At 36.4% G+C, this 16,843-nt stretch carries 11 protein-coding genes; 4 read left to right on the plus strand and 7 right to left on the minus strand.

The window, feature by feature from the left end:
* The 4 genes from sufD to ACFILA_RS05360 all read right to left on the minus strand — a co-directional run bounded on the left by sufD (position 1) and on the right by ACFILA_RS05360 (position 5,016).
* Entirely contained in the window at positions 1 to 1,263 is a 1,263-nt protein-coding gene (sufD, locus tag ACFILA_RS05345) for a Fe-S cluster assembly protein SufD (RefSeq protein ID WP_273791286.1), read from the minus strand.
* An 11-nt stretch (positions 1,264 to 1,274) separates the two neighbouring features.
* Positions 1,275 to 2,030: a Fe-S cluster assembly ATPase SufC gene (gene sufC, locus ACFILA_RS05350; RefSeq protein ID WP_273791255.1), complete on the minus strand. Its 756-nt coding sequence runs from the start codon at positions 2,028 to 2,030 to the stop codon at positions 1,275 to 1,277.
* 160 nt (positions 2,031 to 2,190) lie between these two features.
* Positions 2,191 to 3,702 carry a Fe-S cluster assembly protein SufB gene (gene sufB, locus ACFILA_RS05355; RefSeq protein WP_375660782.1) on the minus strand — a complete coding sequence of 504 codons (1,512 nt, stop codon included), beginning with the start codon at positions 3,700 to 3,702 and terminating at the stop codon, positions 2,191 to 2,193.
* A gap of 138 nt (positions 3,703 to 3,840) precedes the next feature.
* Positions 3,841 to 5,016, minus strand: a complete 1,176-nt coding sequence (locus tag ACFILA_RS05360) for a cysteine desulfurase family protein (protein WP_375660783.1) — start codon at positions 5,014 to 5,016, stop codon at positions 3,841 to 3,843.
* Between the two features lie 161 nt (positions 5,017 to 5,177).
* On the opposite strand from ACFILA_RS05360, the gene ACFILA_RS05365 reads away from it, so the two are divergent.
* The 3 genes from ACFILA_RS05365 (at position 5,178) to ACFILA_RS05375 (ending at position 8,102) form a co-directional block, all read left to right on the plus strand.
* Complete coding sequence (locus ACFILA_RS05365; protein WP_273791258.1) at positions 5,178 to 5,858, plus strand: alpha/beta hydrolase; 681 nt, start codon at positions 5,178 to 5,180, stop codon at positions 5,856 to 5,858.
* Between the two features lie 321 nt (positions 5,859 to 6,179).
* Positions 6,180 to 7,433 (plus strand): tyrosine--tRNA ligase, encoded by a 1,254-nt coding sequence (gene tyrS / locus ACFILA_RS05370; protein ID WP_375631146.1) that lies wholly within the window; start codon positions 6,180 to 6,182, stop codon positions 7,431 to 7,433.
* Positions 7,434 to 7,616: 183 nt separating this feature from the next.
* Positions 7,617 to 8,102, plus strand: a complete 486-nt coding sequence (locus tag ACFILA_RS05375; RefSeq protein WP_273791260.1) for a peroxiredoxin — start codon at positions 7,617 to 7,619, stop codon at positions 8,100 to 8,102.
* 340 nt (positions 8,103 to 8,442) lie between these two features.
* Here the strand turns inward: ACFILA_RS05375 and prfB are convergent.
* The 3 genes from prfB to ACFILA_RS05390 form a co-directional block, all read right to left on the minus strand.
* Positions 8,443 to 9,571 (minus strand): peptide chain release factor 2 gene (gene prfB / locus ACFILA_RS05380; RefSeq protein ID WP_273791261.1). Its coding sequence is split into 2 segments (ribosomal slippage): positions 8,443 to 9,501 and positions 9,503 to 9,571, totalling 1,128 coding nucleotides; the frame shifts between segments, so codons are not numbered across the junction.
* A 170-nt stretch (positions 9,572 to 9,741) separates the two neighbouring features.
* Entirely contained in the window at positions 9,742 to 12,207 is a 2,466-nt protein-coding gene (locus ACFILA_RS05385) for a penicillin-binding protein 1A (RefSeq protein WP_375631148.1), read from the minus strand.
* A 168-nt stretch (positions 12,208 to 12,375) separates the two neighbouring features.
* Positions 12,376 to 13,605, minus strand: a complete 1,230-nt coding sequence (locus ACFILA_RS05390; RefSeq protein ID WP_375660784.1) for an N-acetylmuramoyl-L-alanine amidase — start codon at positions 13,603 to 13,605, stop codon at positions 12,376 to 12,378.
* A gap of 586 nt (positions 13,606 to 14,191) precedes the next feature.
* Between ACFILA_RS05390 and ACFILA_RS05395 the strand changes: the two genes are divergently transcribed.
* The gene (locus ACFILA_RS05395; protein WP_375660785.1) at positions 14,192 to 16,819 is read left to right on the plus strand and encodes an Rne/Rng family ribonuclease; all 2,628 of its coding nucleotides are present in this window, start codon (positions 14,192 to 14,194) and stop codon (positions 16,817 to 16,819) included.
* Positions 16,820 to 16,843 lie beyond the last annotated feature (24 nt).

Raw genomic sequence — 16,843 nt, forward strand, 5'->3', positions numbered from 1 at the left:
TTAAACATTTTTTTCAAGCCATTTACTAATGATATTCTCCAAAACGATTTGAATCTTATCCTGCTTGATGTCATCAATGAGCTCAGAGATAAATCCTTTAATCAAAAGTGCACGAGCCGTTTTAAATGGGATACCACGCGCCATAAGATAAAAAAGATAATCATGATTAATATTAGCAACTGTTGCACCATGACCGCACGCAACATCATCAGCAAAAATCTCCAGTTCAGGCTTTGCATTAAATTCTGCATCATCTGAAAGAATAAGGCTATTACAAGCCATGCGTGCATCTGTTTTTTGCGCTTTTTGAGAAACACGTATTATTCCTTGGAAAACACCAACAGCCTTATCTGTAACCACATTGCGTATAATTTCGGTTGATGTTGACTTTTCTTCCACGTGACGAACAGTCATTGTAAGATCACTATGTGTTTGTCCTGATAATAAATTTATGACGCGTAATTGAAAATTAGATTCTTCTCCCTGTAATTCAATATCGATTTCTTGGCGATTTAATTGGCTCCCTATATTAATGACATAAAGTGATAACTTCGCTCTTTGATCAAGAACAGCACAAAATCGACCAAATTGTGTAGAATTAAAATCACGATTGCGAATGAGAATCCACGTAACATCACTATCAGCAGCAATACTTAATGAAAATATTGAACTGACAAAGGTATCTTTATCATTGCCAACCTGATGTTCAATAAACATAACTTGACTATTTTTATCAACTTTTATATCCGAAAAAATATGAGATTGTCCCCCCATTTGTATATTTTGTAATTCAATGGGTATATTTAACTTTGTATTTTCAGGGATGTGAAAAAGCCAACCATCTGTAACAAAAGCTGTATTTAACTGTCCAATAAAATCTTCATCAGAAATGTTTTGATTTATCTGCACAGAATTATCTTCTAATGCGTCTGAAAGGCGTTTTACTGTAATATTGTCTACCTTTGACTCTATCGATGTTTTTCCATTGTTTATGGAGAAAACAGCACTTTCTGAAAGCAATGCATCAACCAATTGATTGTCTTGAACTTTTGAAAAATTGCTAATAGACTTCAGTAAGGTACGCAGATTGGTATAATGCCATCTTTCGATTTTACGGGAAGGAAGCCGTGTCATTTGAAACTGCTCAATAGTTTTCTTGCGGATTTCCTGTACAGCTTTATCACCAGGTAAGTCGTTTACATACTGATTAAAATTACTGAGGATATTTTCTTCAACCGCTAACAAGTTTTGCTGTGCATTCATATTTAATAACCTCAAACCGCTTCCCTGATAAGATCAGCATACCCATTTTCCTCTAAATAAAGCGCTAAGGATTTATCACCGCTTTTGATAATTTGTCCTTTATAAAGAACATGTACCGTATCAGGAATAATATAATTAAGTAGCCGTTGATAATGGGTAATCACCAGAAATGAACGTTTTGAATCCCGAAGTTTATTAACACCATCTGCAACAATTTTTAGTGCATCAATATCTAAACCAGAATCCGTTTCATCTAAAATGCAAAGTTTAGGTTCAAGAAGTGCCATTTGTAAAATTTCAGCGCGTTTTTTTTCTCCACCTGAAAAACCTACATTTAATGGACGCTTTAGCATATCCATATCTATTTCAAGTTTGGCTGAAACTTCTTTAACATATTTTATAAATTCAGGAATTTTAAGTTCTTCGTGACCTCGTGCTTTGCGTTGAGAGTTCATCGCAACTTTTAAAAATTCCATTGTTGCTACTCCTGGTATTTCCATTGGATATTGAAATGCAAGAAAAACACCATATGCAGCACGTTCTGCTGGATCCATTTCTAAAAGTGATTGCCCATTATAGAGAATATCTCCTTCTGTTATTTCATAATCATCACGACCAGCAAGTAAATAAGACAAAGTTGATTTTCCGGCTCCATTTTGTCCCATGATAGCGGCAACTTCTCCATCTTGAACTGTCAAGTTTAAACCACGAATAACTTTTGTATCGGTCTCAGCAATACGGGCGTGCAAATTTTTTATCTCTAACATAATTTAATCCTGTTTTGGCTGTTTTTTCAGATACAGATGCGGATTATTTTGCCTTAGCATCCATCTACTTTTGTAATTAGCATAGAGGTCATTTTTAGCATTATATGCTACTGTTACAGCCTTTTTACATAAAGTCTTCTATTTATCTAATTAAATAAAATTATCCAACACTACCTTCAAGGCTAATACCAATAAGCTTTTGTGCTTCGACAGCAAATTCCATGGGAAGTTTTTGAATGACCTCTTTTACAAAACCATTTACAATTAATGCGATAGCTTCTTCTTCGGGAATTCCTCTCTGCATAACATAAAAAAGTTGGTCATCAGAAATTTTTGATGTTGTGGCTTCATGTTCAAACTGAGCTGTTGCATTTTTTGCTTCAATATAAGGAACTGTATGTGCACCACAATCATTCCCGATTAACAAACTATCACATTGCGTAAAGTTACGCGCATTTTGTGCTTTTCGATGAGCTGTGACTTGTCCTCGATACGTGTTATTTGAAAAACCTGCAGAAATACCTTTGGAAATAATGCGACTGGAAGTATTTTTTCCCAAATGAATCATTTTTGTACCGGAATCAATTTGTTGATGACCGTTTGCAACGGCAATAGAATAAAATTCTCCACGCGCATTATTACCACGGAGTAAGCAAGATGGATATTTCCAAGTAATCGCAGAACCAGTCTCAACTTGTGTCCATGAAATTTTAGAGCTATCACCTCGACAATCTCCACGCTTCGTCACAAAATTATAAATACCACCCTTTCCATCTTTATCGCCAGGATACCAATTTTGTACTGTAGAATATTTAATCTCTGCATTTTCAAGGGCAATAAGCTCAACAACAGCAGCATGAAGTTGGTTTTCATCACGTTGGGGTGCTGTACACCCTTCAAGATAAGAAACATAAGAATCTTCAGCGGCGATAATCAATGTTCGTTCAAATTGGCCAGTGTTGCGTTCATTAATCCTAAAATAAGTTGAAAGCTCCATAGGACAACGAACCCCTTTGGGAATATAAACAAATGAACCATCTGTAAAGACAGCTGCATTTAAGGCCGCATAATAATTATCACTTATAGGTACAACTGTTCCTAAATATTCTTTAATAAGCTCAGAATGTTCAATAATCGCCTCTGAAATAGAACAAAAAATCACACCGGCACGTGCCAGCTCTTTTTTGAATGTTGTTACAACAGAAACAGAATCAAAGACTGCATCAACAGCCACCTGCCCCGATACAGACATACTGTCATCAAAAGTAGAGGGATCAGACTGTTTTCTTACTCCTGCCAAAATCTCTTGTTCTTTAAGGGGAATGCCAAGTTTCTCGTACGTTGCTAATAACTCAGGATCCACTTCATCCAAAGATTTTGGTCCTGTATGATTTTTTGGAGCAGCATAATAATAAAGCTCCTGAAAATCAATTTTAGGATATTCAAGACGCGCCCAATGAGGCTCTTGCATTGTCAGCCAACGTCGGTAAGCCTTTAAGCGCCATGTTAGCATCCATTCAGGCTCATGTTTTTTAGCGGAAATAAATTTGATAATATCCTCATTTAAGCCTTTTGGAGCTTTATCGGTTTCAATATTGGTTTCAAAACCATATTTATATTGGTCAACATCTATTTCACGTACTTGGCGTATCGTTTCTTGTATTGCCGGCATAAATTTTCTCCATTTTTTGGCGTCAAAAACCGGTAACTAAAGTCTTGTTTTTTACAAGATTAAAGTAAGCAAGTTATCTCTAGGCTATAGGTAAAGTGCAAAAATTTCAATCAAACTTATTTTATTTTTAAAATAATTCTAATTTTTATAACTTTCTGATGATAAATCGTCCCCTTTTTTCCTGCTTATAATTTGAGAAAAAAACGACAGAAAATCATCAATATCTTCAGAAGTTGTGCCACGCCCTAGCGAAATGCGAATGGCACCATTTGGAACATGATACCCCATTGCCTCCAACACTTTGCTTTGTTTTACTTTTCCCGAAGAACAAGCAGAGCCGGATGATAAAGAAAACCCTTCTAAATCAAAAGCAATTTGCATCGTTTCAGCTTTTATATTTTTCACGGTAAAGTAAGTTGTATTTGGCAAACGTTGAACTCTTTTGCCAAAAATCTCAACATTTTTACTTATACTTTGTAGTCCATTTTCTAATTTATTGCGTAAATATATTAACTGTTTTATTTCCTCCTGTGTGAAGCAATCAGTCATTGCTGCCCCAAAAGCAGCAATAAGGGGCAATGCTTCTGTTCCTCCACGGAGACCTTTTTCTTGTCCTCCCCCAATAATAAGAGGGTGTGGCATGAGAAGATTACCACATGAAACAAAAGCACCGATTCCTTTCGGACCGCCAACTTTATGTGCAGACAATATAAAAAAGTCTCCTCCTAGCTGATTAATATCCACAAAATTTTTATCTACATATTGTGTCAAATCAACAATAAGAGTGCCTCCTAAATCCCGAACAATAGCGGCGATTTCTGTTAATGGTTGAATAACACCCGTTTCACTATTTGCAGCTTGAATAGCAACAAGAGGTAAACCTTTTGTTTTATCATGAACCGTTAAGAGTGATGTTAATTTATCTTGTTGTATGAGCCCATCTTGATCAACAGCAATGACGCTTATCAACTCTTTAGAAAAACGTCCTCCCTCTGCCACAGAGGGATGTTCAGTCGCTCCAAGGTAAAGACGAGAAAATTTAACTTTTGCATTCCCCATATTGTAAAAGGGTGTTAACAAAGTCATTGCGGCTTCACTCGCACCAGAGGTAAATACCACGTGATCTGGATCTGTTTTAAGATTTTCAGCGATTTGCCGACGAGCCTTTTGCAACAAAGTTTTAGCCGCACGCCCTTCCTTATGAACAGATGATGGATTACCAAATATTTCTAAAGATTCCAGTAACGCTATTCGTGCCACTTTTTTGAGTGGTGTTGTTGCGTTATGATCAAAATATCGGCGTTTTATAACCATTTTACATCGCAATCATTAATCTTATGAATTGATTAAAAAAATAGCGCAATTTTCTTGAAAAGTGCACTAAAAAAAGAATATCTAATAATTATTTAAGAGATTCTATGGTAAAAGTCGACCAAGATCAATGAAAGCCTTTTATTGCATTTAAGGAGCATTTTATGCCAGAAATTATTTTTAACGGTCCTGCGGGTCGGCTCGAAGGACGTTATCAACCTTCACAACAAAAAAATGCACCCATTGCGATTATTTTGCATCCTCATCCCCAATTTGGTGGAACTATGAATCATAAAATTGTCTATGACCTCTTTTATATGTTCCAACAACGTGGATTTACAACTTTACGTTTTAACTTTCGTGGTATTGGTCGTAGTCAGGGTGAATTTGATTATGGAATAGGAGAACTTTCAGATGCTGCTGCTGCTCTCGATTGGGTGCAAACACAACATCCAGACTCTAAAAATTGTTGGGTAGCAGGATATTCATTTGGAGCATGGATTGGTATGCAGCTTTTAATGCGCCGACCGGAAATTGAGGGATTTATCTCAGTTGCCCCTCAGCCTAATGTTTATGACTTTTCATTTCTTGCACCTTGTCCCTCCTCTGGGCTTATCATTCATGGCGGTATCGATAAAGTTTCCCCTCCAAAAGATGTTCAAATACTTGTCGATAAATTAAAAACACAAAAAGGTATCATCATCACACAAGAAATATTAGAAGAGGCTAATCACTTTTTCAGTGGATGTCATGAAGAACTTATTGAGCGATGTGCCCACTATTTGGATAACCATATCTCCAATGAACTTCTCGCTCCTCCTCCTGAAATACTTTCACTAACTTAGGAAAATACGATAGATTTATAAAAAATTAGCAAAAGTCGTTTCTGATCATAACAAAGTAATTTTTTCAGTTTGCATTTAAAATTTTTCTAAATTTTATTTCAGGATAGAAATGAGAATAACAGCATACCTGTTTTCTATCACTGATAAGTCTCTTTTTTAACGTAAAAAGGAAATAATACCTGTATTATTATCTTTATGTTACCAATATGTCTCTTTCTCTTGTGAGGTGTGTGTCAGTTATGATAGATAACGCATTAATAACTCATTATATAATCGCCTATTCTATAAAATAATGCACTCTTAAATTAGGAAATTAAATCTGTGTTTGCCTTTAAATCTGATTTTTTACACATTATGAGCGAACGTGGTTTTATCCACCAAATTTCAGATGAAAAAGGCTTAGATGATCTTTTTTCAAAAGAAACTGTAAGCGCTTATACTGGATTTGACCCAACAGCATCGAGTTTACATGCTGGAAGTCTTCTTCAGATTATGATGCTTTATTGGTTACAAAAAACAGGTCATCGCCCCATTGCTTTAATGGGTGGAGGAACCGGATTGATTGGTGATCCTTCTTTCAAAGATGAAGCGCGACGCCTTCTGACACAAAATGATATTGCTGAAAATATTGATGGTATTAAAAAGGTATTTGCTAACTATTTGACATTCGGTGACCGAGAAACCGATGCTTGTATTGTGAATAACGCGGAATGGTTATGCAATTTAAACTACTTAGAATTTTTGCGTGATGTAGGAAAACATTTTTCTGTCAATCGTATGTTGTCATTTGATTCCGTTAGACTCAGACTTGAGCGTGAGCACTCTTTGTCATTCTTAGAGTTTAATTATATGATTCTGCAAGCTTATGATTTTGTTGAACTTTATAAACGTTATGGATTGCGTATGCAAATGGGGGGCTCTGATCAGTGGGGCAACATTATTAACGGAATCGAATTAGGGCATCGTTTAGGAACACCGCAATTATATGCGTTAACATCACCATTGCTGACAACCTCTTCCGGTGCCAAAATGGGTAAATCATTGAATGGGGCTGTATGGCTGAATGCGGATAAGCTTTCACCTTATCAATTTTGGCAATACTGGCGCAATACAGAAGATGCTGATGTAACACGATTTCTAAAGCTCTATACTCCATTGCCAATGGATGAGATTCTTAAACTTTCTCTATTACAAGGGACAGAAATTAACGAAGCAAAAAAAATTCTTGCAACAGAAATTACAGCAATGTTGCATGGACGTGTTCTTGCTGATGCAGCAGCAGAAACAGCTCGCAAGACGTTTGAAGAAAAAACTCTAGGAGAAAATCTTCCAACTGTTGAAATTAATGCCTCAGAATTAAAAAAAGGTGTTGGATTGCTCACTCTTTTAGTACAAGCAGGACTCGCTAGATCTAATAGTGAGGCACGCCGACACGTTCAAGGTGGGGGGGTCCGTGTAAATGATCAAATTATTGAGGATGAAACACATCTTATTATTGAAGGGGATGTCAGTGCAGAAGGAACCGTTAAACTTTCTTTTGGTAAGAAAAAACATGTTGTGATGAAACCAGTATAATCTTTTGCTGTTTTGTTTATGTTGTCGACCTTGTTCTTTCAATTCAATTGTTGTGATAGGGCGAGTTTTGTTAGGAAATAAAGGTCTCTTCAAAACAATAATATTCTAGAGAGTTGAATAGTTCTTTTCTTCTGTGTACTCTGATATCTTATACCTGTTACACAAGAAAGAAAGATGAAAATAATGACAAGACCAATGAAAGGTGCTCTTGCTCCTGATTTTAATTTGCCGCGCGATGGAGGAGAGATGGTATGTCTTTCTGACTTTAAAGGAAAGTCTGTTGTTTTATATTTTTATCCAAAAGATGACACCAGTGGTTGCACAAGCGAAGCACTTGATTTCACAAAATTAAAGATGAAATTTGATGAAATCGGTGTTTCTGTTATTGGAATCTCTCCAGATAATGTAAAAAAACATGATAAATTTAAAGTAAAACATGAACTTGATGTCATCTTGGTTTCTGATGAAGAAAAAACAACCCTCGAAGCTTATGGTGTTTGGGTTGAGAAAAGCATGTATGGACGCAAATATATGGGAGTTGAACGGAGCACTTTTTTAATTGATGCAAATGGAATAATAGCAGAAGAATGGCGTAAAGTAAGCGTATCTGGGCATGCTGAAAATGTTTTAGCTACTGCAACACTTTTATATCATAATGGTAACTTGTAAATTGAGTGTTTGATTTGCCTTAAAAAGCAAAAGTTATCCTCCTTAATTGATTTTAGTTTTTCAACGGATTCAATTTTTACAATATATTGATTTATAAGGATAATGAATTGTTTTACATTTATATTAGTCCCCCGAATATCCCAAATTTTTCTTATTTCAGATTCTTCCTATCACTTGCAATATCATAAGCAGAATTGGCGTGTGAGAAAAAAAATGAAGAAAGAAACAAGAAAATCCCTCTTTAAACCTTTAAAGTATCAAGGACTATCGTAACATCACAACATCAATAAAACGAACAGCTTAAGAAAAAATCTACATGGCTTGAAGGAAGGATATATAATTAACGAATATCCTCAATTTTTTTGTCTTGTTTATAAATGCGCCGTGCGAGTGCTGCCTCTATAAATGCATCTAAATTACCATTAAGTACGGATTGTGGATCCGTATTTTCAATTCCTGTACGCAAATCTTTGACAAGCTGATAGGGTTGAAGAACATAAGATCTAATTTGATGTCCCCATCCGATTTCTGTTTTAGAAGATTCAGCAGCATTGGTTTCTTCTTCTCTTTTTTTAAGCTCTTCTTCATAAAGCCGTGCACGCAACATCGACCAAGCCGTAGCGCGATTTTTATGTTGAGAGCGCTCTGTTTGACATTGAACAACAATACCCGTTTTTATATGCGTGATGCGAACAGCAGAATCTGTCGTGTTAACATGTTGTCCTCCTGCTCCCGATGCACGATATGTATCAATACGCACATCTGCCTCTGAAACATCAACTTCAATATTGTCATCAATAACTGGATAAACCCAAATGCTTGCAAAAGAGGTATGGCGCTTTGCATTCGAATCAAATGGAGAAATCCGCACTAAACGATGAACGCCTGATTCTGTTTTTAACATTCCATAAGCATTATGCCCTTTTACAAGAATAGTCGCTGACTTTATTCCTGCTTCTTCTCCATCATGAATTTCTAAAATTTCAACCTTCATTTCATGCTGTTCAGCCCAGCGCATATACATACGTAAGAGCATAGAAGCCCAATCTTGGCTTTCTGTTCCCCCTGCTCCAGCATGAACTTCTAAATAGGTATCATTCGGATCTGCTTCTCCTGAAAGAAGTACATCAATTTGCCTTTTATCTATCTCATTTTTAAGATTACGTATTGATCTTTCTGCATCAGCGATAATTTCAACATCACTTTCTTCTTCGCCCATCGCAATAAGCTCAATGCATTCTTCAAGTGTTTTTGTAAATGATAAAAGACCATTGATTGAATCATCAAGACGTTGACGCTCACGCATCATATCCTGTGCTCGTTGTGCATCATCCCATAATGATGGATCTTCTGCTTTTTGATTAAGATATTCGAGACGCTTTAGTGATTGATCCCAGTCAAAGATGCCCCCTTAGCAATTGTATTGCTTTCTGGATTTCATCAACTAATGTTTCTATTTCTGCTCGCATAATTTAACACCGTATTTTTAAAAACTCTTTTTGGTTGTGTCTCTTAGCATTTTATACAAATTTAATAGCTGCTATCAGAAAATGGTACAATTCTATCACTCTATTTACAGAACCGACATTGTAAAAAAGAGATAAAAACCATGACTCATGGCAAAAGGAGATTTTGTCGATTAATACAGCCCACCTGTCCCACTTTCAAGTGCTTTGTTGACTTGTGGAGAAGTCGTTACTGCAGGAACACCTTCTTGAAAAGAATTTGTACTCCCAATAACTTGATATATATCAGCAGGACCAGTCCCTGGTTTAAATGCTTCTATAATAACATCTTGATCTCCTCTTTCGGCAAGCATTCCTGTTTTTCGATTAATTGGCATTAAAATCATGCCCTTTGGCATCTTAAAGGGAACATCTGGCTTCCCTTTAAGAGCATCTGCCATAAAATCACCAAAAATAGGCGCAGCTAATGAACTTCCTGTTCCATTATATCCTAACGGAGCTGGTTGATCATAACCGACAAAAATACCAACGACAATATCAGGAGTAAATCCCATAAACCAGACATCCTTAGAGTCATTGGTTGTTCCTGTTTTAGCAGCAATATGTCGATTAAGATAACGTAAACGTGCCGCAGTACCACGCTGAACAACCCCTTCCATCATCGATGTAATCTGATAAGCCGTCATAGGGTCAAGAACTTGATCTCTTTCATCAATCAATGTGGGCTCACTTTGATTATTCCATGAATGCGTATTACAATTTTCGCAAATACGATCATCATGACGATAAATTGTCTTCCCATAACGATCTTGAATTCTGTCTATCAGAGAAGGTTTAATAGAGCGTCCCCCATTGGCAATAACTGAATAAGCTGTAACCATTCGTAATACTGTTGTTTCGCCAGCCCCTAAAGCCATGGGAAGATAAGGCTGCAATTTATCTACGATCCCAAAGCGTTCTGCATATTCAGCGACAAGAGGCATTCCCATATCATTGGCAAGCCGTATTGTCATAAGATTACGAGAACGCTCAATACCATAACGCAATGTTGAAGGTCCTGCAAAGGTACCTCCATAATTTTTGGGTTGCCAAACTTCACCATTATATTGACGAACTTCAATGGGGCCATCTAAAACAACGGATGCTGGTGTATATCCGTTATCAAGAGCTGCTGCATAAACAAAAGGCTTAAAAGCAGACCCCGGTTGGCGATAAGCTTGGGTTGCACGATTGAATTCAGATGCGGCAAAAGAAAATCCTCCCACCATAGCAAGAACGCGCCCTGTATGAGGTTCCATAGCAACAATTGCACCTTCAACCTTTGGAATTTGTTGTAAACGATAAGTATTGTTTGTATTGGGTAGTTTTTCAACAAAAATGACATCCCCAACTTGCAGAACATGAGATAAGCTCTGAACAGTTTTTTGATAACCATTTTCTTTTACAACATGGAGTGCCCATTTTGAATCAGCTTCAGATAAAACAGCAATTTCCCGTTTTTTTGATAATATACCTGAAGCTTCGCGCTGTGGCTGTAAACCAATCTCTACTTTGTTGGGATTAGTAGAAAGAACAACAGCTAAACGCCATTCAGGAACATCACTTAGCCCTGTGATATTTGCAAGTTCTGTCCCCCAATCACTTTTCTCATCAATATGCGCATAAGCTCCACGCCATCCTTGCGCATGATCAAATCTAATTAATCCATCGTGCAAAGCACGTCGCGCAATAAGTTGTAAATGCGGATCAAGCGTTGTACGAATGGAAAGCCCGCCTTCATAAAGTGTTTTAGCCCCATAGCGATGTATTAAACGACGCCGCACTTCTTCAGTAAAATAATCAGCCGCAAAAACATAGCTATCACTCCCACGTATTGTCGCTCCTAAAGGTTTAGCTTTTGCTTTTTCACCTTGTTCACGCGTTACATATCCATTTGCAATCATCCGGTCTATAACCCAATTACGCCGATCAATAGCACGTTGTGTATTCTTAAATGGATCATAATTTGCTGGTCCTTTTGGAAGAGCAGCCAAATAAGCACATTGTTCTAGCGTCAGGTCATTGACGGATTTATTGAAATAAGTCAAAGAAGCAGCTGCTATACCATAAGTGCCACGACCCAGATAAATTTCATTGAGATAAAGTTCGAGAATATGATCTTTTGAATAAGTTTTCTCAATACGCATTGCTAAAATAGCTTCCTTAAATTTACGTTCTAACGTTGTTTCTGAACTTAAAAGGAAGTTTTTAGCGACTTGTTGCGTTATAGTTGATGCACCCTCTGGACGTCTTCCAGAACCAATATTACGAATATTATTGATCAAAGCTCGAGAAAGTCCTTCAGGATCTAAACCAAAATGATGATAAAAGTTTTTGTCTTCAGCCGAAATAAAAGCATTTATAACAAGCTTTGGTATTGATTGAATCGGTAAATAGAGGCGATGTTTTGTTGCAAACTCTGCCATAAGACGGCCATCAGAAGCATGGACGCGGGTCATTACCGGCGGCTCATAAAGTGAAAGAACTTCATAATCAGGGAGTGCATTTGCTTGACCACTGGTCATAACACCCCACGTTATTGCACCACAAAGTCCAATAGCAATAAAAAAACGAAGAAGATATCTTAAAAAAATTATCATAAAAACGGCTATCGCTTTCTTAAGAATTAATTAAAGAAAAAATACGTTACTTCAAACACACCAAGTGGATATCACCACAAGATTGAGATCAAGAGAAATTGTTTTCTATCTTTTATTTATACTAGGGTACACTAGAAGCCCATATTGATACTCTATTTTCTCACAAATTTAAAGAGGCTGTATCATTTTCTGCCTATAATCAGCAAATTGACGAATAGAATGAGCAATAGAGGCTGCCATTTGTTTTCTCCAATGAGGATCATTTAGTAACTTTTCATCCTCTTTATTGGATAAATAACCTATCTCTATCAAGACTGAGGGTATATCTGAAGCTCTTAAAACTTGAAAATTAGCATACCGATGTGGGTTATTAATCAAGTTAATATGATTCTTTGATAAACTTGAAATAACACTATTTGCAAAATTAACCGAAAATGTATGTGTTTCACGTCGTGTAAGATCCATCAAAATATCTGTAACTTCGAGCGTTTCATCTGCAGGCAAACTATCAAGCAAATCAACTTTATTTTCATTTTCAGCTAAAGATTTTGCAATGGCATCAGAGGCTTTTTCTGATATGGTATACACTGTAGCACCGCGAAGAGAATGTAAATCAATCGTATCCGCGTGAATAGATATAAAAAGATCAGCATCAAACTCTTGCGCTTTTTTAACTCTTTCACTTAGTCTTAAAAAAATATTGGAATCTCGTGTTAAAGCAACGGTAATATGAGAATCCTTTTGTAATTCGTCTCGCAATGCACGCGCAAAGTCTAAAGTCACATCTTTTTCTAAAATTCCAGTAACACCCCGTGCACCACCATCAATACCACCATGACCAGGATCAAGAACAACACGGAAATTATATGCTGGCATTAACTGTGTTTTTGTATCAAAATTGCTTCTTTGCTGTTTTTTTAATATCTCATCAAATTTTTCCTGTGTACTTTTACGAATATCAATCAGCAACTGCCATAAACCATTATTTAATTTTTTTACGACATTTTTTTCAACCACAAAAGCCGTTTTACTTGTCAAAATAATGCGTGAAGTCTGTATATCAGAGAAAGCATAACGTACATCTGAAAGCATAACGGATAATGTATTCCGTTTCTTTAAAGGCGTATTTTGCATCGAAAAGTCAATTGTAGGTAAATTGATAACCAAACGTGCTGGCCTGTCCAAAATCTGTAAACGAACATTTGGTTTTGAATTAAAAACCGCAATAATACGCGTATGAACACTATCACCAATGGTTCGAAAATTAATAAGTCTCAGAGGATCTGCGGCTTGAACACTGGTTTGGAGTAGAAAAAAAGATAATAAAAAGTATGTGACGAGCACAATAACATCCCCATAAGCTGTTTTCAGCTTTTTGGTAAAAAAAACTCTTATCATAAGCAAAATACTCTACATTACCTTTGTAATAATTTATCTTGGTTATATAAAATGATACACCAATTTATTCTCTATTTTTCAATAAAAGCTAAATAAACACCCAAAAACGAAATTAAGGTCATAAAGATATTATAATTATACATGATTTACATTGTTACTTGCCAAACGCATGATATCAACATAAAAGAATATTTATGCTTCCTAGCTGATAATAGTCATCTAAATTATCTGTAACTCATATTAAGTTGTCTTTAGAGGTTTTTTGCCTATTATGCGTTGAGACTTTTTTATGGATGAAAAATTTCTATGTTATAATATTAGGATTGCATTACTTAAGATTCGTTGGTTCGGATATCCGAACTGTTTTAAAGATTATTTTACCGGAGACTTTTAAGAAATATGAGTCATAAAAAACAGATGGAAATAATGATGAGAAATAGTGTAAATGCAGTCATGCCTCTGCACGTGGTGTTCCGTCCTGTTTTTCTGGTACCTCCCTTTTATGGCAGACAGCCTTTTATGTTTACGAATAGTTATAGCGTTCGTTTGAATAAAATTGTGCATGTCGCCTTCAGGATATTAACTTATGTCAAACAAAATGCTTATAGATGCCTCCCATCCGGAGGAAACTCGTGTTGTTGTTGTTCACGGCAACAAAATTGAAGAACTTGATTTTGAATCAGAACATAGAAAACAGCTCAAGGGGAATATTTATCTCGCACGGATTACGCGTGTAGAACCGTCTCTCCAAGCAGCTTTTGTTGAATATGGTGGAAACCGACATGGTTTTTTAACATTTTCTGAAATTCATCCTGATTATTATCAAATTCCTATTGCTGATCGACTTGCTCTTCTTGAAGAAGAGGAAAAAGCAGCTATAGGAGAAAATTCTGTAGATACCTTTACGGAAGAAGCAACTAAAAATAAAAAACGCTCCAGAAGAACAAAAAAAAATGGAAAAAACAATGTCATTGCAGCCGATATTGAAAGTGACATCACATCTGAAGCGACAATAATTGATAATACAGAAGAAGCATTAAATGCCGATATCTCTGATGATGAGATCGAAATGGTCGGTGCTGAGGACATCCGTGAAGAGCTCCCAATTTATCAAAGAAAACAAGGGCGCCAGTATAAAATTCAAGAAGTCATTAAACGACGTCAAATTTTGTTGGTACAAGTTATCAAAGAAGAGCGTGGTAATAAAGGTGCTGCCCTTACAACATATTTATCTCTAGCAGGTCGTTACTCTGTTCTAATGCCCAACACAGCACGTGGTGGTGGTATTTCACGAAAAATTACGAACGTACAAGACCGTAAGCGTCTTAAAGAAATCGTAAAAGAATTAGCTGTTCCAAAAGGTATGGGCGTTATCTTACGAACTGCTGGTGCCAATAGAACAAAAGCTGAAATTAAACGTGATTATGAATATCTTATGCGGTTATGGGATACTATTCGCACTTTGACACTCGAGTCAACGGCGCCATGCCTTGTCCATGAAGAAAGCAATCTCATCAAGCGTTCTATACGAGATCTTTACAATAAGAACATTAGTGAAATTCTTGTTTCTGGAGACCAAGGATATCGTGAAGCGAAAGACTTTATGCGTATGCTCATGCCAAGTCATGCAAAAGTTGTGCAACCTTACCGTGATCCTACACCCATTTTCGCAAGAAATAATATTGAAATTCAACTTGATAAAATGTTGCAACCACAAGTTTCTTTAAAATCTGGTGGTTATCTTGTTATTAATCAAACAGAAGCACTTGTTGCTATTGACGTAAATTCTGGCCGCTCCACGAAAGAATTCTCTGTCGAAAAGACAGCCTTACAAACTAACCTTGAAGCTGCTGAAGAAGTAGCGCGGCAATTACGCTTGCGTGACCTTGCTGGTTTAATTGTGATTGATTTTATTGATATGCTTGAAGAACGCAATGTGAAGCTGGTCGAAAAAAAATTAAAAGATTGTTTAAAAAACGATCGTGCTCGTATTCAAGTAGGTCATATTTCACACTTCGGCCTTTTAGAAATGAGTCGTCAACGTATTCGCATATCGGTTTTAGAAAGTACAACACAGCCCTGCCCGCATTGCGCAGGAACAGGAAATATACGTTCTGAATCATCCATTGCGTTACATGTCATGCGCTCAATTGAAGAATATCTTCTTCATAATTCGCAATATAATATTATCGTGCGCACACCCGTAGCAACAGCGCTTTATGTATTAAATCATAAACGCAACATTCTTGTTAATTTAGAAGCTCGTTTTAAGCTTAATATTAGTATTGAAGCAGATGATAGTATTGGAACGCAACATCTTGTTATTTCTAAAGGCTCAATAGCAGAGAGCATTTCTCGATCTTCATTGGAAGATGCCAATGAGCAAGAAATTGAAGATTCTATTTTCATAAAGAGTGAATCTATTGAAAATCCTTCTCCCATTGAAACAAACCAAAAGCGTAGGCGTAAAAATCGTCACGGTGAAATTACTGATCATTCTCTCTCCAACGTTCATAAAAAAGAAGATACTTTGAATGATGATTCTTATCGTCGAGGACGTCGTCGAGGACGTCGTGGTGGTCGACGCAATCAAGATAATAGTTTTCATCAGATTCGCGTTCCTTACGCAGAACCAGTGGGAGATTTTGCTAAGAAAGCTTTGGCAGAAATTAAAGCAGCGCATCGCAAACGTCGTATTTCGCCTACTAAATCTTTTGAACTTGAAGAAACAACAAATAATACACAAGCTCTAGATATACAACAACAGGGTGAATCTGAAAAAATTGATACAAGTATTAAACCTAAAAAACGTAAAACACGTTCTTCAAAAGTAGTAGAAAATCAGCTTTCTTTAGAGAATGATCAAAATGTTGCAGAACAAAAATCTCTTGAAGAAAAACCTACAACCAGTTCGATGCGTAAAGCTAAAACAAAAAAAGCAGACAAATCTATTCATGAGGTAGAAGATAAAGCTCTTGAAAAGAGTAAAAAATCAACACGTGGAACACGTAAAAAATCATCTTCTAAAGAGACGCAAATACAAAAAATATTAGAGCAAGAAACTGTAATCGAGATGGAGGAAGTTGTAGAAACCTCTCCTTCCCAAATTGAAGAAACAATTAATCAATCCGTTGTTATTTCATCAACGCCTAATGATTCTTCCAAAACTGAACGTATTGGTTGGTGGAAACGCAGAATTCTTTCGAAAAATTAAGGATTAAAAAACCGCCACAGAAAA

The organism is Bartonella sp. CL71SXKL, assembly GCF_042194935.1.
Taxonomy (GTDB): Bacteria; Pseudomonadota; Alphaproteobacteria; order Rhizobiales; family Rhizobiaceae; genus Bartonella.